Below are 22,022 nucleotides of genomic sequence, written 5' to 3'. Positions count from 1 at the left end.
CTCGGGGAAACGGGTCCACGCTCCGGGTGGCGACGCCTCGAAGGGGTTGCCGTCGGCGGACCGGGGCGCGGGCCGGGCGGCCGGGGCACGGCCGGGCGGCTGCTGCGGGCAGGGACGGTCTTCGGGAGCGACCCGCCCGGCCGTCACTCCCGGTGATCGAGGTGAGGGGTCATGTCCGTCGTCCGTGCCGGCCGGTGCGCCCCGGCGGCCGGGGGTGCGGGAGCGCGGGCTCCGACGGGAAGGCGGGGCTCCGACGGGAGCGTGGCGCACGCCGCCCCGGCGGCCGGGGGTGCGGGAGCGCGGGCTCCGACGGGAAGGCGGGGCTCCGACGGCAGCGTGGCACTGCGCGGGTCAGTTTGTCGTCCCGTCCCGCTGGATGCTGTCGCCGCGGTTGTTCATGGAGACGGAGGTGCCGATGCGCCGGAAGTCGTTGATCACGCCCAGCATGCCCTTGTCCGGGGGCAGGAGGGCCAGGACCTCGGGGTCGTTCTCCAGCAGGCCGTGGAGCGTCTTCTTGTAGGCGTTGTAGACCTTCGCCGTGTATCCGGGTTCCATGGCCGCGCCCAGCCGGTGGTCGTTGGTGACGGCGATGGAGGCGAGGTCCATGAGGTAGCAGTCGAACAGGTCGGTGACGTCCTTGGGCTTCGTGTTCTCCTCCCCGTTGCGGGCGTCCCGCGCGAGCGTCCTGGCCATCTCCAGGACGATCTCGCGGTAGACGCGGTGCCGGGTGCTGCTCTGGTAGGCGGCCATGATGTGGTCGGCCTGGCCGGCGCCCTCCGTGCTCATGGTGCGGGGCGGGTTCACGCCCTCCAGTCCCGGCACCGGCAGGGGGAAGTTCTCGAACATCGCCTCCTCGTCCGGGAGGCCCGTGTTCCGGGAGGCCAGGGGGTGCAGGCCGATCTCGTGGGCCAGCATGCCCATCACGTACCCGATGTCGTACTTCTCGAAGTAGTAGCTGGCGAGGTTGATGTCGATGCCGAGCGCGTCGGCCGGATCGACGGCGGCCAGTGCGTCCAGGGCGGTCCGGGCGGCCTCGACCGCATCGGTGTCGGCCGCGTCGATCGCGTGCGCCAGGGCGGCCCGGGCGGCGTCCAGGCGTGCCGCGTCGCGGTCGATCACGTCGGCGGGCGTTTCCGTGGTGCGCACCTGCAGGGTGATGCGGACCGGACGGCCACCGACGTACTCGCGGATGGTGTCGTGCCCGCGCAGCAGCTCGATGATGCGGACCGCCCTGTCGCGGTACCTCTCGTTCGTGTGCTTGAGGTTGGTGAACTCGAAGTTCCCCGACTTGAAGGGGACGAGCATCCGGGGCGCCACGCCGCCGGCCACCGCGTTCCCGGCGTCCGCGGCGGCGTGCGCGTCGACGTCCGCGTCGACATCCGCGTCGACATCCGCGTCGACGTCCGTGCCGGTCCCGGGGACGGGGCCCGGTTCGGTCCGTCCCTCGGCCGGGGCGGGAAGGGAGACCGGGTCCACCCACAGCGCCTCGCGCGTGTCGGGGACGGCGGCGCTCCGGGCCTCCGCGAAGCTGAGGCCGGCCTCCTCGGGTGCCGGGGGCACGTCCCCGATCAGCGCGCCCAGCAGGGCGAGGTGGCGGCCGCGGAGACCTGCCGGGGCGAGGGAGGAGTCCTCGGGGTCAGCGTCCAGGTCGCCCAGCAGACTGCCGAGGATGTGCGGGCGGTGCGGGGCGTCGGCGTCCCGGTACTCGTCGCGCAGACCGAGCTGGTGCGTCAGCTCGTGCACCAACTGCACCGGGGCCGCGTCCACCCACCACGTGTTCTGGTCCATCGCCCGGTCCCGGCCCACCAGGTCCACCATCAGGTGCGGGGAGTCGGAAGGGTCGACGAACTCCACCGTCACGTGCAACCGGTCGCCGTTGGGCAGCCGGTGGCCCGCCGCGTTCAGGAACTCCTGAACTCCCGAGGTGAGTTGCTCGGCGACATGCGCGCTCCGGTCCTCCGCGCCGCGCAGCGCGACCCGCACGGTGAGATCGGTGACCGTCTCGCCCCGGTGGGGGAACCGCCGGACGTCGAAACTCGACCGCACCACGAACCGGGGGCGGCTGTCACGGTGCCCGGTCGTCCTCGGTCCGGGAAGCGAGGGGCCCTGGAGGGCGGGGGCCGGATCGGTCTGCGGCAGGCGGGGACGGGCTTCGTAGGCCGGGGCGGGCCGCTGGATGCTGTCGCCGGTGTTGTCGGTCGCGATGCTGGTGGCGAGTCGTGTGAAGTTCCCCGCGACGCCGAACACACCCTTGTCGGGGGGCAGGAGCGCCTGGAGGGCGGGGGTGTCCGCCAGCTGATCGCGCAGCAGCTGCTTGTAGGCGTTGTAGACCTTCGCCGTGTTGAAGGGCTCCAGGACGGCTTTCGCCCGGTGGTCGTTGGTCACCGCGATCGTCGCCACGTCCATCAGATACGTGTCGAACAGGTCCGTGACGTCCTTCGCGACCGCACCCTCGTCACCGTTCGCGGCCTGCTGCGCCAGCACCCGCGCCATCTCCACCACCACGTCGCGGTAGATCCGGTGCCGCATCCGCTCCGGGGAAGCCGCCATGACGTGGTCCGCCTGACCCGCCCCGGTCGTGTTCATCACACGGTTCGCCGGCAGACCCGGCACCCGCTGGTCCACTCCCCTGTTGTCGGCCTCGTCCCTGCCCAGACCGTCCCGCGCCGAGGCCAGCGGATGCAGACCGATCTCGTGCGCCAGCATGCCCATGATGTAACCGGTGTCGTACTTCTCGAAGTAGTAGCTCGCCAGGTTGATCTCGACCCCGCGCATCTCCGCCGCAGGCCGCACCACCAAGGCGTCCGCCAGCTCCGCCCGGGCCGCCTCCGCCGCCTCCGCATCGCCCGAATCGGCAGCGGCCTCCAGAGCACGCATCGCCGCATCCTGACGCGCCACATCCAGATCGATCACATCCGCCGGAGTCTCCGTCGTCCGCACATGCAACGTGATCCGCACCGGACGGCCGGCGACGTACTCGTCGATGATGGAGTGCTTGAGCAGCGTCTGAATGACACGAATCGCCTTGCCCAGGTACGCGTCGTTCTCATAGTTCAGGTTGGTGAACGTGAAGTTGCCCGACCCGAACGGACGCAGTCCCTCCCCCCGCGTCATCCGGGCGGGAACACCGACACCGGTGTCGCCGTCGGCGGGCTGAGGCAGGGAGACCGGGTCCACCCACACCGCCTCCCGCGTGTCGGGGACGGCGGCGCTCCGGGCCTCCGCGAAGCTGAGGCCGGCCTCCTCAGGCGCCGGGGCCACGTCCCCGATCAATGCGCCGAGCAGGGCGAGGTGCCGGTCGCGCAGACCGGCCGCGACCAGGGAGGAGTCCTCGGGGTCCGCGTCCAGGTCACCGAGGAGGCTGCCGAGGACGTGCGGGCGGTGCGGGGAGTCCGCGTCCCGGTACTCGTCGCGCAGACCGAGCTGGTGCGTCAGCTCGTGCACCAACTGCACCGGAGCGGCGTCCACCCACCACGTGTTCTGGTCCATGGCCTCGTCGCGACCCACCAGGTCGACCGTCAGGTGCGGCGACTCACCGACGTCCACGAGCTCCACCGTCACGTGCAGACGGTCACCGCTGGGCAGACGGTAACCACGGTCGTTCAGGAACTCCTCCACGCCTGAACTCAGTCGGCCGAAGACATGGGCGCTCCGCCCGTCCGCGCCACGCATCGCCACCCGCACGGTGAGGTCGGTGACCGGGTCACCGTCGTGCGTGAACCGGCGGGCGTCGAAGCCCGACCGCACCACGAACCGCGGACGGCCGTCGCGCGTACCGGCCGACAGCGGACCTGTGGTCAGGACCTGCCCGTCCGGCTCCGCGCCTTCCTGGGTCTGCCTTCCTCGCGGGAGTCGGGGCCGGGCCTCGTCGGTCGGGGCGGGCCGCTGGATGCTGTCGCCGCGGTTGTTCGTGCCGACGCTGGTGGCGAGCTGGGCGAAGTCGCTCAGTACGCCCCATCGGCCCTTGTCGGCGGGCAGCAGGGCGCGCAGGCGGCTGTCCTGCGGCAGGTGCGCGTCCAACTGCGCCTTGTAGGCGTTGTACGACCTCGCCGTGTACGACGGATCCGTGATCGCCCGCGCCCGGTGGTCGTTCGTCACCGCGATGGAGGCGAGGTCCATGAGGTAGGTGTCGAACAGGTCCGTGACGTCCTTGGCCTTGGCCCCCTCCACACCGACCCGCGCACGCTGTTCCAGCACCCCGGCCATCTCCACGATCACGTCCCGGTAGATGCCGTGCCGGATCGACTGCGGGAACGCCGCCATGACGTGATCCGCCTGGCCCGAACCCTCCGTGTTCATGAAACGCGGCTCTCTCAGCGACTCCAGACCGGGAACCGTCAGCGGCATCCCCGCGAACAGGTCCTCCTCCTCCGCGATGAGCCTGTTCCGCGAGGCCAGCGGATGCAGACCGATCTCGTGGGCCAGCATGCCCATGAGGTAACCGGTGTCGTACTTCTCGAAGTAGTAGCTGGCGAGGTTGATGTCGACACCGTCGTCACCCCTGTCGATCACGTCCGCCGGAGCCTCCGTCGTGCGCAGCCTCAGCGTGATGCGCACCGGACGGCCACCGACGTAGTCCCTGATCGTGGCGTGCTCGTCCAACAACTCGACGATCCGGATCGCCCTGTCGACGTACCGGTCCGTCTGGTTGAGGTTCGTGAACTCGAAGTTCCCCATCCGGAACGACCGCAGAGCCGGCTCCGGCACCGCCGGCACCGCGTCCGTGTCCTGGGGCATGCGGGCGGGAACGTCGGTGACCGTCGCGTCGTCGTCGGCGGGCCGGGGCAGGGACACCGGGTCGACCCAGACCGCCTCGCGCGTGTCGGGGACGGCGGCGCTCCGGGCCTCCGCGAAGCTGAGGCCGGCCTCTTCGGTGTCCTGCCGCGGCGCCGGGGTCACCTCCCCGATCAGCGCGCCGAGCAGGGCGAGGTGGCGGTCGCGGAGGCCGGCGGTGGCGAGCGAGGAGTCCTCGGGGTCCACGTCCAGGTCACCGAGGAGGCTGCCGAGGACGTGCGGGCGGTGCGGGGCGTCGGCGTCCCGGTACTCGTCGCGCAGACCGAGCTGGTGCGTCAGCTCGTGCACCAACTGCACCGGAGCCGCGTCCACCCACCACGTGTTCTGGTCCATCGCCCGGTCCCGGCCCACCAAATCCACCGTCAAGTGCGGGGAGTCAGACGGATCGACGAACTCCACCGTCACGTGCAGACGGTCACCGTTGGGCAGCCGGTGGCCCGCCACGTTCAGGAACTCCTCGACACCCGACGTGAGTTGCTCCGCGACATGCGCGCTCCGGTCCTCCGCGCCGCGCAGCGCCACCCGCACGGTCAGGTCGGTGACCGGGTCACCGTCGTGCGCGAACCGCCGCACGTCGAAGCCCGACCGCACCACGAACCGGGGACGGCTGTCACGGTGCCCGTTCGTCCTCGAACCGGGAGTCGACGAGCCCTGGGAAGCGGGGGTCGGGCCGGTCCGTGGGAGGCGGGGGCGGGCCTCGTAGGCCGGGGCGGGCCGCTGGATACTGTCGCCGACGTTGTTGGCCGCGATGCTGGTGGCGAGTCGCGTGAAGTTCCCCGCGACACCGCGCCACCCCTTGTCGGGGGGCAGGAGCGCCTGAAGCGCGGGGGTGTCCGCCAACTGATCGCGGAGCAGCTGCTTGTAGGCGTTGTAGACCTTGGCCGTGTTGACGGGTTCCAGGACGGCTCGTGCCCGGTGGTCGTTCGTCACCGCGATCGTCGCCACGTCCATCAGATACGTGTCGAACAGGTCCGTGACGTCCTTCGCGACCGCACCCTCCTGGCGGTCTGCGGCCTGCTGCGCCAGGACACGCGCCATCTCCACCACCACGTCGCGGTAGATCCGGTGCCGCATCCGCTCCGGGGAAGCCGCCATGACGTGGTCCGCCTGGCCCGCCCCGGTCGTGTTCATCACACGGTTCGCCGGCAGACCCGGCACCGGCTGCGGCCTCCCCGCGTTGTCCGCCTCGTCCCTGCCCAGACCGTCTCGCGCCGAGGCCAGCGGGTGCAGGCCGATCTCGTGCGCCAGCATCCCCATGATGTAGCCGATGTCGTACTTCTCGAAGTAGTAGCTCGCCAGGTTGATCTCGACCCCGCGCATCTCCGCCGCGGGCCGCACCACCAGGGCGTCCGCCAGCTCCGCCCGGGCCGCCTCGGCCGCCACGTCGTCACCCGAATCGGCAGCGGCCTCCAGAGCACGCATCGCCGCATCCTGACGCGCCACGTCCAGATCGATCACATCCGCCGGCGTCTCCGTCGTCCGCACGTGCAACACGATCCGCACCGGACGACCACCCACGTAATCACCGATCACGGCATGGCCGCGCAGCGCCTCGATGACACGAACCGCCTTGTCCCGGTACGCGTCATGGTCATAGTTCAGGTTGGTGAACGTGAAGTTGCCCGACCCGAACGGCAGCAACCCCTCTCCCCGCACCATCCGGGCAGACACTGCGGTGACGGGTGCGTCGTCGGAGTCGTCGACCGCTCCGGGCAGGGAGACCGGGTCCACCCACACCGCCTCACGCGTGTCCGCGACGGCGGCGTTCCGGGCCTCCTCCCAGCTCCGGCCGGTCTTCTCAGGTGCCGGGGTCACGTCCCCGATCAGCGCGCCGAGCAGGGCGAGGTGGCGGTCCCGCAGACCGGCCGGAGCGAGGGAGGAGTCCTCCGGCGCCGCGTCCAGGTCGCCCAGCAGACTGCCGAGGACGTGCGGACGGTGCGGGGAATCGGCGTCCCGGTACTCGTCCCGCAGACCCAGCTGATGCGTCAGCTCGTGCACCAACTGCACCGGAGCCGCGTCCACCCACCACGTGTTCTGGTCCATCGCCCGGTCCCGGCCCACCAGATCCACCGTCAAGTGCGGGGAGTCGGAAGGGTCGACGAACTCCACCGTCACGTGCAACCGGTCACCGTTGGGCAGCCGGTAGGCCGGATCGTTGAGGAACTCCTCGACACCCGGGCCCAGTTGTTCCCGTACGCGCGTCTGCTGGTCCTCCGTGCCGCGCAGCGCCACCCGCACCGTGAGATCGGTGACGGGATCACCGGCGTGCGTGAACCGGCGCGCGTCGAAACCGGACCGCACCACGAAACGCGGACGACCGTCCCGCCCGCCCCGCGGCAGCAGCCGGCCCTGCCCGTTCTCGTTTCCTTCGGCCCGCCGGTCACCGGTGCTTCCCTGCGGGAGGCGGGGACGGGCCTCACCGGTCGGCGCGGGAGACTGCTGGATGCTGTCGCCGCGGTTGTTCGTGCCGACGCTGGTGGCGAGCTGCGCGAAGTCCCTCAGCACACCCCACCGGCCCTTGTCCGCCGGCAGCAGGGCACGCAGACGACTGTCCGCAGGCAGATGCGCCGCCAACTGCTCCTTGTACGCGTTGTAGACCCTCGCCGTGTACGACGGGTCCGTGATCGCCCGCGCCCGGTGGTCGTTCGTCACCGCGATCGAGGCCAGGTCCATCAAGTACGTGTCGAACAGGTCCGTGACGTCCTTGGCCTTGGCCCCCTCGACGCCCACCCGCGCGCGCTGTTCCAGCACCCCGGCCATCTCCACCACCGCGTCGCGGTAGACGCCGTGCCGGATCGACTGCGGGAACGCCGCCATGACGTGGTCCGCCTGGCCCGAACCGATCGTGTTCATGAAACGCGGCTCGCTCAGCGACTCCAGCCCCGGAACCGTCAGCGGCATCCCCGCGAACAGGTCCTCCTCCTCCGCGATACGACCGTTCCGCGAGGCCAGCGGATGTAGAGCGATCTCATGCGCCAGCATGCCCATGAGGTAACCGGTGTCGTACTTCTCGAAGTAGTAACTCGCCAGATTGATGTCGACGCCGTCCGCACCCCGGTCCGTCACGTCGGCCGGAGCCTCCGTCGTCCGCAGACGCAGCGTGATGCGCACCGGACGGCCACCGATGTAGTTCCTGATCGTGGCGTGCTCGTCGAGCAGCTCGACGATCCGGATCGCCCTGTCGACGTACCGGTCCGTCTGGTGGAGGTTCGTGAACTCGAAGTTCCCCATCCGGAACGACCGCGGCACCGGCACCGCGTTCGCGTCCGCGGAAGTGTCCGGGCCCTCGCCGACACCGGAGAGCGTGCTCAGTTCGTGTGCTTCCTCCTGCTCGGCCGGCGGCTCCGGCGGGGTGTCGGCGCTCCGGGCCACTGGCGACGGGGGCAGCGGGATCTCGGCCGCGTCCTGGTGGGACGGCAGGGGCCGCAGGGGCGGTGAGGGAGGCAGCGGCGCGAAGGGCTGGACGGCGGGCGGGACTGACAGGTCGGTTTCGGCCGTCGTGGTGTCAACGGGCGGTGAATCGACGGCCGGAGTGTCCAAGGGCGTCGCGGTCGCCGTTGCCGCATCCGTGACCGGCACGTCCACCACCGGCGCGTCCACGGGCGTCCCGTCCGTGACCGGCACATCCACGGGCGTCCCGTCCGTGACCGGCACATCCACGGGCGTCCCGTCCGTGACCGGCACATCCACGGGCGTCCCGTCCGTGACCGGCACGTCCACCACCGGCACGTCCGCCGTCTCTGCGGACACGGGCGACGTGGCCTGCGTGACAGACGTGTCCGGTGTGTCCGGTGTGCTGGGCTTTTCCGTTCGGGTCGGTTCGGGGGCCGGGGTGCGGAGGGTCAGGGGGATGATGTCGCCGCCGCGGCGGCGGAGGCGGAGGTGCGGGCCGTCGGAGCCGGCCGGGCCGGGGTAGGTGTGGGCGGTGCCGTTCTCCTCGATCAGGGTGATGGTGGTGCCGGTCGCGGCGGCGGCCCACTCGGCCACCGCGCGGTCGGCCTCGGGGCCCCAGGAGGCCTCGGTGAGGTGACGGCGCAGGTGGGCGTCGCGGGCGTCCGGGCCGGGTCCGGGTGCGCCGGGACGGGCGTCCACGGGCGGGGGCCGGAACAGGGAGTCCCGCTCGGCCGGGTCGCCGGGGAGGCCGTTCAGGTGCAGCAGCCGGTCGGGCGGCGTGGCGGCGAGGTTGCGCAGCCGCGCCACCTCGGGGCCGTACGGTCCGGGCTGCTCGGCGGCGGTGCGCAGGGCCGTGGCGAGCGCGCCGAAGAAGCCGTTGCCGCGGCCGCCGGGGGTGCCCTGGGTGTAGGTGGCGCCGTCGGGTGCGGTGAGGACGCCGTCGCGGGACAGGCGGTGGCGCGGGCCGTCGGCGTCGGCGGGCGGCATCCAGGGCGGCACGGTGTGGCTGCGGTGGACCGGCGGCTGCCGCGTCGCGCGCGCGGCGGCGGTGTCCGGGGCGGCGGTCGTCGAGGTGTCGCCGCGCGCGCCGGGGTCGGCCTCGGTCGCCGGTGCCGGCAGTGCGGTGGCGGTCGGGGCCGGGGTGCCGGGCGGCAGGGCGGCGTGGAAGAAGCCGTCGGCGGTGAACAGGACCGGGTCGGTGACCGGATCGACGGCGGCCGGGTCGGCGCCGTGCGGGAGGAAGACCTGTTCGCGGCCCTCGCCGGTCACCACGGTGAGGGGGGTGCCCAGGACGCGGGCGGCGAGGGCGGGCAGCAGGTCGGCACCGCCGTGGTCGCCGGCCCGGCGCACGGGCGGGGCCGGTTCGCCGTCCGCGCCCTGCGCGCCGTCCTGGCGCGGTTCGGCCGCGAACGGGCGGGAGAGGGCGGCGGTGGCCAGCGCGATCCGCTGGGCGGGGGTGGGCCAGAAGGTCAGCGGGAGACGGCCGAGGGCGTCGAACTCGGCCTGTTGCGCGGGGGTGAACGTGATTCCCGCGGTGTCGAGTTCGTCCTGGGTGAAGGTGTCGGCGACGTCCAGGGCGAGGGCGTCGAGCAGGTCCTCGTTGCCGTCGTCGCCCAGCGCCCAGGCGAGGCGGTCGCGGGCGGCGTCGACGGCCTCGGCGGTGACCGCCGGATCGCCGGGGGCCCGCCCGAACCGGTCGGCGAGGTCGGTGCCGAGCAGGTGGGGCAGCCTGCCGCGGGCCCCGACGGTGGCCAGGAGCGCGTGGAAGAACGAGGCGCCGTCGTGCGGCACGTCGTGCACCTCGCGCACCGTGGCGCCGTCCGGGGAGGTGAGGGTGCGCGGTGCGGAGTCGGTGTCCCCGGTGATCGTGTACGGCTCCGGCGCCTCGGACCCCCATCCCGGACCGGCGTACTCCTGCGGCCGGTCCGGTACCGGGACCGAGGGCGAACCCTGGTGGTGGGCGGTGAGGCGGGAGGCGGCGAGGTGGAGCCGGTGGTGGTCCGCGGCGGCGGTGTCGGTGTGCCGCCGCCACCGGTCGGCCTCGTCGCGGGCGGCCTGCCAGGCGACGACGGCCGGTGACTCGGCCACGGCCCGCGGCAGCGCGGTCTGCAGGTCGGGGTCGCCGTCGCCGAGCGCGGCCTGTTGTTCGGCGCTCAGGTCGAGCCACGTCTCCCGGGCCCGTGCCCGGGCGTCGTAGTAGCGCTTCTCGGCGGTGGCGAGGTCGCCGGCCGCCTTGGCCATGGTGTCCCAGGCCGTGCGGACCTCGGCGGGGAACGTGGTGTCGTCGAGGAGGCCGTAGTCCTGGGCGATGTCCTCGCGCAGCCAGACCAGGACCGTGGTCTCGGCCTCGGCCGCGCGCGGGCCCCGCTTCGCCTTGCCGAGCGCGCGCAGCGGGCGGCTGTCGGTGACGCGGTGGTCCACCTCGGCCACCGCCAGCCAGCTCACCGGCAGCGCGAAGAGCATGCTGCGGTCGGTGACGACCTTGAGGTGGGTGCCGAGGGTGGTGTCCGTGGTCCCCTTGAGCGTGGTGCCGTCGTTGGTGCCGCCGAAGGGGACCGTGGCGCCCTGGTTGGTGACGCCCGCGTTGCTGGTGCCGGCCAGGGGCGCGCTGCCCACGGCGCCCTCGACGTTGTCGGTGATGCCGGCCTCCAGCGCGTCGGAGGTCTTGGACCGCTGCATGGCCTCCATGCGCGGCTTGTTCTCGACGGCGAGGAGGCGGGCGCCGCGGCGGTGCATCCTCGCGTAGAGCCGGGAGTCGGCGGTGTGGGACTGGCCCAGGAGGTGGGCGGAGGCCTGGGTGGGCAGCGGCGAGCCGTTCGCGCTCAGCGCCTCGCGGAAGCCGGCGGTCAGGCCGCCCTGGGTGGTGGCCTCCTGCTGGGCCCGGGCGGGCGCGGTGCCGAGGCCGGTGAGCGGCGTGAGCCGGGCCATGCGCACGCGTTCGCGCAGGACGTCGCCGGTGTGCCGCTTGCCGAGGTCGCTGTCGCCGGTGCCGTCGGCGCGGGCGGTGGCGAGGGTCAGGGCGTCGTGCACGGCGGCCGCGCCGCGCACGTCCACGGCGAGGATGCCGGAGCCGATCCGGTCGTCGAAGGGCAGGACGTCCGGGTCGGCGCCGCGGGTGCCGGTGTCGGTGGTGCCGGCGGTGCCGGTCCCGTTTTCGGTGGTGCCGATCCCGGCGTCGGTGGTGCCGGTCCGTGTGCCCTCCCCGGTGGTCGAGGCGGCCGAGGTGCGCCACGTCGCGACGCCCTCCGGGCGGGCCTGGGCGGCGGTCAGCATCCGCACGGCGCGCTCGGGTTCCGGCACGTCCTGTTCGGTGAGCGCGCCGTCGGTGCCGTCGCCGTCCGGGGTGAGCAGGCTGACCGGAAGGATCTCGTTGAGGCTGCCGACCGGGGCGGTCGCGCGCGGGGCGAGCGGTTCACCGGTGGCGTCGGTCATGGTGACGGTGAGGACGTAGGTGGTGACGATCTCGGCGTGCGCCTGGGTGGTGGCGATGTTCGGCATCGCGGTGCTGCCGGTGGCCTCGGTCCGGGTGCTGGACCGCTGCTTGGCCGCGGTGCCCTGGAGCGAGGGGTTGGCGATGAAGACGCCGCTCTCCGCCGCCCGCTGGCCGGCACTGAGCGTGAGGTCGGCGCCGCGGTCCTGGGAGGTGCCGTCGGCGTCGTCGCGGGCGACGGTGCGGTAGTCCTCCAGTTCGTAGCCGGTGCGCAGCCTGTCCACGGTGGTGGTGAGCGGGGTCAGGGTGAACCGGATCTGTCCGGGGCTGCCGCCGACCGGCAGGTGGTGCGGGCTGGACCAGGTCCGGTAGTGGACCGGCAGGGTCATCCCGTCGGTCGTCAGCTCGTGCAGGTGGGCGCGGAGGAAGTCCGGGGAGAGGTGCTGCAGGACCTGTTCCCGGTCGTGCGAGGACACTCCGGCCTTCTTCAGGCTCTCCATGAGCTGCCGCGCCGCGTGGCCGGCGTCGAGCTGGCCGCTGGGGTGGGTGGGGAAGCGGCGGCGGCGCAGGAAGGGGGGCACCCGGTAGCCGCCGCCGAGGTTGTGCGGTGTGGTGGTGCCCAGGCCGTCCGGGGCGAGCCCGGCCTCGATGACGTCCTGCATCGGCAGGTGGAACATCACCGCGTCGCGGACGCGCTGGAGCGCGGCGGCGGCCCGGCGTGGTGCGAGGCCGCGCCCCAGGCGTCCGGAGATCCACCCGGCCGCGGAGCTGATCCGGGCGCCGGCACGGGTGCCCACCGTGCCCATCGCGGCCGTCCAGCGGTCGCGCACCGCGATGGTCTCCGCGGCGTCGGCGACCACCAGGTACATCCGCCCGGCGTAGGCGAGGGTGGTGTTGCGTCCCCGGGTGAGGGTCTGCGTGACGCCGCGGCCCTTGCCCCAGGCGTACTGGAGGCCGCTCGAGTACGAGCCGACCACCGCCTGCTGGCCCGGGTCCTCTTCGGTGGGGGCCCGGTGGAGCGGCATGTAGGCGCCCTGCACGCCCACCGTGGTGTGCGAGACGGTGCTCGCGCCGCCCAGGACGCGGTGCTCGTTGCCGATCGTGGCCTCGAAGCTGGCCGGCTTCGGGTCGCTCTTGACCCGCAGCCGGTGCAGTTCGCCGCGGATCGCGGCCTTCAGGTAGTGGGTGCGCAACGGTCCCGCGCCGTTGAGGCCGGTGATCCGGGAACCGAACGGCCCCAGGTACTGACCGAGTTGGCCGGCCACCTGGAGGTCGGCCATCGCCCGGCGCAGCGCGGTGCGCACCGGGGCGCCGGGCGCGCTGACGTGCCAGGAGCCGCCCGCGGCACGGTCGGCGGTGTCCTGCATGAGCTGCTGGCGCTGCCGGCCGCCCTCGGTGCTGAGCACCACGTGCGGGGCGCTCAGCAGCTTGCGGACGAGCCGCCGGTCGGCCGAGTCCTCCCTCTGCGGCGGACGGGTGCCGTCGAGGAGCTGGTCCCCCTCGGTGGCGGAGAGCAGCCGCGGTACGGGCGCGGGTGCCGGGGCCGGACCGCCCGGCGGGGGGTCGACGGGGGCGTGGCGGTCGGAGCCGTGCGCCGCCGGCACGGCCAGCTCCACCCGGCCCACGGTCTCGCTGCCCCGGCTGAACAACGGCCGTTCCTCCACCTTGCTGACGGACAGGCCCGTACCGAGCAGGCCGAGCGTGACGAGCCGGGCCCAGCCGCGCGGCCGGCGGTGGCCCTCGAAGGATGCGCCCAGTTCCACCCGGTAGCTGTAGAGGTCGGCGCCGTTCTGGAAGGTCAGATGGTCGTGGGCGACCGCGACCGTGTTCCGGGTGGCCTTCTTGTCGGTCCTGGCGTAGCGGGCGCCGAGGGACGTGTTGCCGGTACGGCGCGGCATGTCGGCGCCGGGGACCTTGTCGTGGTCGCGCGGCGAGATGCCCAGCTCCGCACCGGCGGAGAGGGTGGTGGACGCCTGCTGCCCCTGGCCGGAGACCTCGGTGCCGATCACCGCGTTGCGCAGCGAGCGTTCGCTCATGGTGGTCTCGAACCGCCGGTCGGTGAGCCGCGCCCGCAGGGTCAGCGTGTGGTGGCCGCGGCGCACCTTGCCGTCCTCGGTGAGGGTGACCGGCACGCCGGTGGTGGTCAGGTCGTCCAGGCTCTGCGCCAGGCTGGGCCGGTTCAGCGCCTCGCGCACCTGGCGGTCGTTGTGCAGCGCGGTCCGCATCCGCCCGTCGCCGTACCAGAACTTCGCCAGCCGCGGGTGCCGCAGCATGAACGGCGGGACGAACAGCGACGGGTACGAGCGGTGGAGGGTGTCCAGGACGGCGTCGGCGAAGACCCGCATGGGGTCCGGGGGGAGAGGCCGGCCGTTCTCGTCCCGGCCGTTCTCGTCCCGGCCGTTCTGGTCCTGCCGGACGGTGGGCTGCTGGTCCTGGGGCTGCGGGGTCGCCTGGTCCTGCTGGACGCTGGGTTGCTGGTCCTGGGGCTGCGGAGTCTCCTGGTCCTGCCGGACGGTGGCCTGCTGGTCCTGGGGCTGCGGAGTCTCCTGGGGCTGCTGGTCCTGCCGCGGGGCCGGCTGCTCCTGACGCGGGTCGGGCACCCGCTCCTGCGGGCGGTCGGGGCGGAAGCCCTCGGCACGGACCTGGCCGCTCAGGTGCACCGGGTCCTCCCGGGTGAGGTACCACGGCACCGGCGGCTCGGCGTGCGGGTTCGGGCCCGTCCGTCCGGGCGTACGGCTGTCCCAGCCCGCGAGCCGGCGCGCGTCCTGGGTGGAGATCCAGTCCAGGCTGACCACCCGGACCGGGCGGGCCGCGGACGGCGGCTCGCCCGCCTTGCGCACCATCAGGGTGCGCTCCACCCGGTAGAGCGCGATCGGGTGGTTGCGGACGCGGCCGGTGGTCTTGCGGGCCGCGTCCGCACCGAGCTGGTGGGTCCGCCCGGTGCCGAGGTCGACGCGGACCAGCGGGCCGCCCTGGAGGCGTACGTCCGTCTCCGCGCCGGGGAGGCTGTAGTTCGGTCCGGCCGTGACCTGGACGCCGAGGCGGGTGTCGCGGACGTGGCCGCGCTGGTTCTGGTACGTCGTCTGGGTCAGGTCGCGCAGTTCCGCCTTGACCGACTCGGTGACCAGGGTGGCCCGGTGCGCGACCGACCGCTCCACGACCAGGTGCCCCAGCGGGTGCTGGCCGCTGCCACGGGTCAGCTCGGGCCCGCTGACCGGCCCGGTGAACCGTCCGAACAGGCCGAGCAGCCGCCCCGGACGGACGTAGGAGACGAGCGTCCGGTGCGCCGAACTGCCGGGCCGCGCGCCGGAGAGGGCGAGCGCCACCTCCTCCGGCGGGTCCGTCAGGTGCAGTCCGGTGGTGTCGGTGAGCCGGGCCTCGTACCCGTCCGGGAAGGTGAGCGTCTCCGGCGCCCGCCGCGGTCCCTTGAAGGGCACCGTGAGGTCGTCCGGCAGCCGCCAGCTCAGCCCGTCCCGCACGGCGAACTCCGCGGTGTGCACCGGGCTGCGCAGCCACCGGGGGCCCGGCGCGGACGGACCGGTCCCACCGGCCGTCGTCCCATCCGTCGTCCCGCCCGTCGTGCCGGCCGTCGTGCCGGCCGTCGTGCCGGCCGTCGTGCCGGCCGTCGTCCCGGCCGTCGTCCCGGCCGTCGTCCCGGCCGTCGTGCCGGCCGTCGTGCCGGCCTGCGGCGGCCGGCCGGGCGGGGCGGCCGCCGCGCCGGTCCCCGGCGCCTCGGTCACCCGGTCCACCCGGACCCGGTAATAGACGTCGTCCAGGTGCAGGTGCGAGCCGTCCACGGCCCGGTACTCGGTCTGGTTGTAGGCCTGCGTGCCCAGGGCGTAGTCGGTCCGCCGGGTCCAGCCCAGCGAGACGCCGATCTTCAGCAGCCAGTTGAGCGGCGGGCCCATGCCGACCGCGGCGGCGATCCGGCGCCCGAAGCCGACGCTGCGTCCGCCGCCCGTACCGGCCTGTCCGCGCCGCATGGTGTCCACCCGCACGGTCGCGCCGTTGACGTCGGAGAAGCGTTCCCAGCGGTGGTACGGAACGGCCTCGATCGTCATCTCGTGGCCGACCCCGGACTTCTCCCGGCCCACGAGACGGGCGCCGCGCGGGGCGGTGAAGGCCCCGGGCTGCCGGGTCAGCAGCCTCAGCAGCTCCGCCTCGTCGAACTGCGCGCGCAGCTTCTTCGGCAGCTTGCCGAGGATCTCCTCGGCCACCTGTTCGGGCGAGCGCAGGGTGACGACGCCGAGGCCGGTGAAGAGGCCGGCCGGCGCGGTCTTCGGGGTGCCGTCCGGGCGGGCGTCCGGGCCTTCGGTGCCCGGACCGGCGTCCGGATCGGCGTCCGGGCTGATCAGGACCGTGGGCAGCCGGCCGCCGTCCTCGAAGGTGACCGTGCGCGGGGCCGGGCCCGGCGGCCGGGCGTCCTCGCCGGTCAGCAGGCGGGCCGGGCGGTGCCGTTCGAGCTGCGTCTCCAGCGGTACCGGGTCGCCCTTGTCGGGCGTCGCGGTGCCGTCGAGGTCCGTGATCCCGCCCATGCCGCGCAGCCACTCCCCGAAGGGGTCGGACCCGTCCGGGGTCGGGGTGGTCGTGGCCTGATCCGACGCTTCCGTCGGAACCGGGAGCGGGTCCGGGAGGGACGTGTCCTTCGGGTCGGTGGTGCCCTTCGGGTCGGTGGTGCCCTTCGGGTCGGTGGTCGGGACCGTTCCGGAGGTGACCGGGGCCGTGGCCGGGATCAGGGCGTCGTAGTGGTCGGTGCCGTTGTAGGCCAGGTGCAGGGCACCGTCGGCACCGCCCGGGTGGAGCTCGTTGACGAGGATGCCGCCCTTCACCGTCGGGTGGGGCCGGACGATCCGCAGATCGAGGTCGAGGGTGTGCGCCAGGACGTCCGGGAGCAGATCGCTGAACGGCGTGGACCACAGCCCGGGACGTTCGGCGACCGCGGCGAGCAGCCCGCGCCCGCCGAGCCGTCGTGCCTCGGCCGGGGTCGGTGCCACCTGGGCGAGTTCGGGGTAGCCGCTCTTCCGGAGGATGTGCCGCCACTGGTTCGCGTCGCCGTCGGTGACGACCGCCCGGGCGATGTCGTTCCACTCGTTGGTGATCCAGAACCGCGCGACCGGGTTCCGCACCCCCGCCAGGGCGCGCATGCGCAGGTCGTCCACCACGCTGAACACCGGATCGGGGACGATGTCGTCCGCGACGGCACCCAGTTCGGTCCCGGTGATGCGGTTGCGCAGGAGTGCGCGCAGCCCGGCGATGTTCAGCGCGGCCCACGCGGGCGGTACGTCGCGGCTGCGCGCGCCGTCGAGGACGGCCCGGAAGAGGCAGTTCCCGCCGCCCGGGGTGTCCAACTGCCGGAAGGTCCTGCCGTCCGCGTGCACGAGGTCGGACGTTCCGGGGTCCGCACGCTCCTCGCTGAGGAGGGTCATGTCCTCGGCGAGGGTCGCCGGACGGCTCGACGCGGGTGCCAGGTCGGGCCTGCGGCGGGCGAGTTCGGCGGTGTCCTCGGGGCTGAGGCCCAGTTCGGACAGCGACAGCGGGGCGGTGGACAGCGACCAGGTGACCTGGGCCGAGGGTGCGTAGGACAGCCCGCGTACGTCCTCCGGCGAGACCAGCGTGGTCGGCGGGAGCTCGGGCGGCGGCGGAGGCAGCAGGACGTCGAGCGTGGTGCGGGGATCCGCCGTGGCACGCAACTCGGCCGCCGCGCGCAGGAATGCGGTGTACTGCTCGACCGTGGGATCGGTGTCCTGCCCGGCCGTGGGGTCGGCCGCCGCCGGACCGGCGCCGGCTTCGGTCGTCGCGCCGCGCCGGTCGGCGACCATCCGGCGCAGCAGGTCCGGGGTCATCCGGCCGTCGCCGTAGCGGGCCGCGGTGTCCGGGCTGCGCCAGCGCAGGCCGTCCACGAAGGCGAGCCCGGCGAGCAACTCGTGGTTCTCCGGGCGTTGTTCGGCGTCCGGACCCAGGACGTCCCGCAGGGTGCGGATCTGCTGGAGGGTGCGGGCCCGCGCGAAGCCGTCGGCCGGCTCCGGGCCCGCGTGCAGGCCCGCGACGCGCGCCAGCGCGTCCAGGTCGGCGCCGCCGGGCTCCGGGGTGAACAGCCGCCACCGTCCCGGCCCGTCCTTCCCCTCGGTGAGCACCGCGCGGACGTCTCCCCGGCCGTCCCGCGCCGTGCCCACCTCGGTGGTCGGCGCGTACACCGCCCGGCCGGTCCGGTTCGCCACGTGCTGCGCCACCGGCAGACCCGCCACCTCGGGCTGGCGTCCGGTCTCGCAGGAGAACAGGACCAGCGGCCGCTCCTGATCGCCTTCCTGGGCCCAGGACTTGAGCACCTCGCCGAGCTGGACGCCGCTGACCTCGATGGTGGGGTGCGCCGCGTCCTCGGTGCCGAGGGTGACGGTGCGGGGGGTGCCGTGCGTCGCCAAGTAGTCGGCGCCGCTCTCGGTGCCCGAGCCGGGGAGCGGGGCCGGCGGGCCGGTGAAGACGGTGCGGCGGACGGGCGGGGCCTCGGTGCTCGTGCTCGCCGGGTCCGGGGCGGTGACGGACGCGGGGGAGTCGGGCGGCGCCGGGGAGGCGGCCGCCGGATCCGCGGACGTGGCGGCCGGAGCCGTGGAGGCGACGGCCGGGCTGGTGGACGTGGCGGCCGGGGTGGTGGACGTGGTGCGCACGCCCCGGAAGGTGTCCTGGCCGAGCAGCGCGCGGCGTGCCGCGCCGTGCGCCGTGTCGTCCTCGGCCTGACTCTGCGAGATGGTCAACGTCCTTATGGCACGGCCCGGTTCGGGCTTCACGGCCGTGCCGGACACCCAGCGGCGCAGCTGCGCGACGGGCACCCTGTGACCGTCGAGGGTGGTGATGGACGGCTCTCCGGCGGGCCGCCCGGAAGACGTGTCGTCGTCGGTGTCGCTCCGCGAGTCGCTCCGGGTCCCGGACCGCACGACGATCCGCCCCGACGACGGGGACGGTGCGGGGGGCTCCGGCGCGGAGTCGTCCCGCGTGGGGTCGTCCGGCGTGGTGACAGCAGGCGGTGGCGTGCCGGTCCCGGGCCCGCGCCCGTCGCCGGAACCGGGGACGTTTCCGCCGGTTCCCGTGTCGTTGCCGCTCGGCTCCCCCTCGGCGTCCCGGTCGGTCGTGGTGTCGCCGTCGGTGGAGCCGTTGTCGCCGACGGCGTTGCCGTCGCCGACGCTCCCGCTGCCGGATTCCAGGTACAGGTCCGTGGCGGTCTCGGTCCAGGGGCGGGACTGGGTGGCGAACTTCGACGCGGGCGGCGCGGTGGTGACCGCGGACTCCGGGGCGGCTCCGGTGACGTCGACGGCGGGTGTCGCACCCGAGAGGAGCTTCGGGGGCGCGACCGGAGCGTCGGTGGCGGCGTCGCCGTCGGCTCCCGCGGTGCTCTCGGTGACGGGACGGGGGGCCGGGTCGGCGGTCACACCGAGCGCGTCGGCGAGCGGCAGCAGGACGTCGGCGCCGGGGAACGCGAAGTCGGCGGAGTCCGTGGTGACCGGGGCGTCGGTGCCGTCCTGGGCGGACGTGGCATCCGGGGTGGTCGTGGTGCCGTCCGGCGTGGTGGACGGGGGGCCGGCGAGCGGACGGACCCGGACCGGGGCGCCAGGCCCCTCGCGGGTCAGCTCCACGGCGGCGCGCACCGGGCGCCCCGCACCGTCCGGCGTGACCGCGGGGCCCAGCACCACGGCCCGGTCCGTCCCGGCCTCGTCCAGCAGCTCGGCCGCCCGCGGCGACCCCTCCCCCGGCGGCGGCGTCTGCGAGACCACGACCGTCAGCGGGGACGCCTTCGTGGGTGCGGCATCGCCGGCCGGGGCGGGGCCGCCCTTCGCGTCACCGCTCACGCCGGGTACGTCGGGGACCTGGCCGAGGTCGGTCTCCGCGTCCGTGCCGGTGCCGGTCTCCGCATCCGTGTCCGTGCCGGTGCCCGTGTCCGCGTTCGTGCCGGTGCCCGTGCCCGCGTACGAGCCGCTGGTGCCGACCCGCGGCGGAGCGGCGGTGAGGTCGTCGGTGCCCGGCGGGGAGTCGGTCCCGGACGACGGGTCGGCCTCCGGCGAACCGGTGGTCGTCGACGGTGCGCCGGCCCCGGGAGCGGACGTGGATCCCGTGGGGGACGTCACCTCCGGCGAGGACGTGCCCTCCGTCGAGGACGTGGTCCGCGCAGGGTCGGTGGTCTGCGGGTCGGCTCCGTCCGCCGGGCCCTGCGGGCCCTCCGTCGAGGCCGTGCCGTCCGGGGCACGAGTGCCCTGGGCCTGCGGGCCGGAGGTGGCCGGGTTGCCTCCCGTGGTGGGGACGCCGCCCGCCCGGCCACCGGAGCCGGTACCCGTTCCGGAGTTGGTGCCGGTGCCGGTGCCCGTGCTCGTTCCGGAGTTGGTGCCGGCGCCCGTCCCGGTACCGGTCCCGGTGCCCGTCCCGGTGGCGACACCGGTGCCCGTGCCCACACCACTGCCCGTGCCGACCCCGGAGCCGGTCCCGAAGCCCGTGCCCGTACCCACGCCGATGCCGGGCCCGGCCGAGGTCCCCGGGCCGTCGGAGTCGGCGGGCCCGCCGGTTCCCTGGGTGAGCGGGGTCTCCACCGTGACCGGGACGCCGAGGCCGTCGAGGGCGCGGCGGACCGCGTCGGCGTCGATCTCGACGGCGGGGCCGTTCCCGTCCGCGACCACCCGGACCTCGGGCCGGGTGGACAGGTTGCCGTGCAGGCCGTCGCGGACGCCGATCTCGGTGCCGCCGGGCGGCTGGGAGCCGCGCAGGACGGCGAGGTCGCGCAGGGCCTGCTCGCGCACCTCCGCGGGGCCGTTGTGGACCTGCTGCCACAGCCCGTTCTCGGCGGCGGTCACGGGCAGCGGGCCCGGGGAGTACGGCGGCGGGTCCGACGTCGTGTAAGGCGGCGGGTTCTCCGCGGTGTACAGCGGCGGGTTCTCCGCGGTGTACGGCGGCGGCGACTGGCTGCCGGTGACGTCGCCCTGCCCGGTGCTCGGGACGGGTGCGGTGCCGTCGCCGCCCGTGGTGTCGGGGCGGGAGGGCCCGTCGGCACCGCCGGAGCGCGAGCCGTCACCGGTGTCCCGGCCGCGGCCGGCGTCGCTGCCGCCGGCGGAGACGGTGGGCGGCGGCTGGTTGCGCAACTTGTCGATGGCGTGCCGCAGTTCGGCACCGCTGTTCAGGGCGGCGCCGCTGAGCGTGGCCTCGACCTGGCTGCTGAGGCCCGCGCCGACGAACGTGGTCCAGTTGGTGGACCAGTCGCCGTCGAAGGCGCCCTTGATGAGGATTTCCCCGACGCTCTCGCCGGCGCCGGCGGCGATGAAGTCGGCGGTGCCCTTGAGGCCGTAGTGTCCGGCGATCGCCCCCGGCCGGTCGGCGTTGTGCCGCAGGATCCGGTTGTTCCGCCACAGGGTGGGGTTGTTGCGGAACGACAGCGGGTCGTTCCGGAAGGTGATCGGGGTGTTGTTCCCGGGACCGGGGCCGTTCCCGTACGGGGTGGGCTCGGGCCGGTTGCCGGGGCCGCCCGGGTTCGGGGTGGGGTCGGGCTTCGGGGTGGGGCCCGGGCCGTTGTTCCTGAATTCGGGCTTCGGGGTGTGGTGGAAGTTCGGGTTGTTCTTGAAACCGAGGTCCGGCCCGTCCTTCAGGAAGTTGCTGTCGTAGCCCTTGACGATCTTCTTCGCGAAGTCGTCGAAGACGCTGGTGAAGAAGCCCGCCGCGGCGCCGAACGCGGCGGACTTGAGGATGTCGTTCCAGTCGAAGCCGTCGGGACGGCGGCCCTTCGGGGCGAAGTTCATCATCGCCAGCCGCACCGCGAAGGTCGTGAACGCCTCGGCGAACGCCTCGGTCAGCGAGGGCGCGAGGTGCAGCCGCTGGAGGAGGTGGCTGAGCGTGGTGAGGATCATGAAGCGGCTGCGCAGCTTGGCCATCATGATCTGGCTGGCCGTGGCGCCGCCGGTGAAGAAGGACATCGCCAGGTAGATGGCGATCTCGATGAGCAACCGGATGACCTCGGCGATCACCTGCCACTTGGACTCCATGATGTCCATGGAGGTCTTGCGCCGGCCCTCGGCGATCTTGTCGAGCTGTCCGGCGAACTCGCGCAGGTAGTTCTTGCCGCCGTCGTCGATGAGCATGCCCATCGCCTTCGCGTACGACTTGGACAGGTCGTCCGGCATCGACTCGGCGATGTCGTGGACCGACTTGTCGATCAGCGAGGAGAGCCGGTCGACCTTGCGGCCCAGCCCGGAGTAGGGCCGGCGGCTCTCGTAGGCGAGGTCCTCGTCGGCGTCGATGAGTCTCTCCCCGGTGAGGATGAAGATCATCGCGTTGACCTCGGGCGACGGCTGGATGCTCACCGGGCGCCGTCCTGGAGGACGCGCGGGCAGGCCGGGGCGGCCGCTCCCGGCGTGGTGCGGGAGCGGCCTGCGGAGCG

At 73.9% G+C, this 22,022-nt stretch carries 1 protein-coding gene; it reads right to left on the bottom strand.

Annotated features, from left to right (window positions below; translation table 11 throughout):
- Nucleotides 1-351: 351 nt before the first annotated feature.
- Complete coding sequence (locus ACZ5FU_RS05875; protein WP_469044784.1) at nt 352-21,945, bottom strand: hypothetical protein; 21,594 nt, start codon at nt 21,943-21,945, stop codon at nt 352-354.
- Nucleotides 21,946-22,022 lie beyond the last annotated feature (77 nt).

The organism is Streptomyces sp. NPDC031554 (assembly GCF_055580685.1).
Note: the sequence above shows the minus strand (reverse complement) of the source record. Positions and strands in the feature narration are given on the sequence as shown.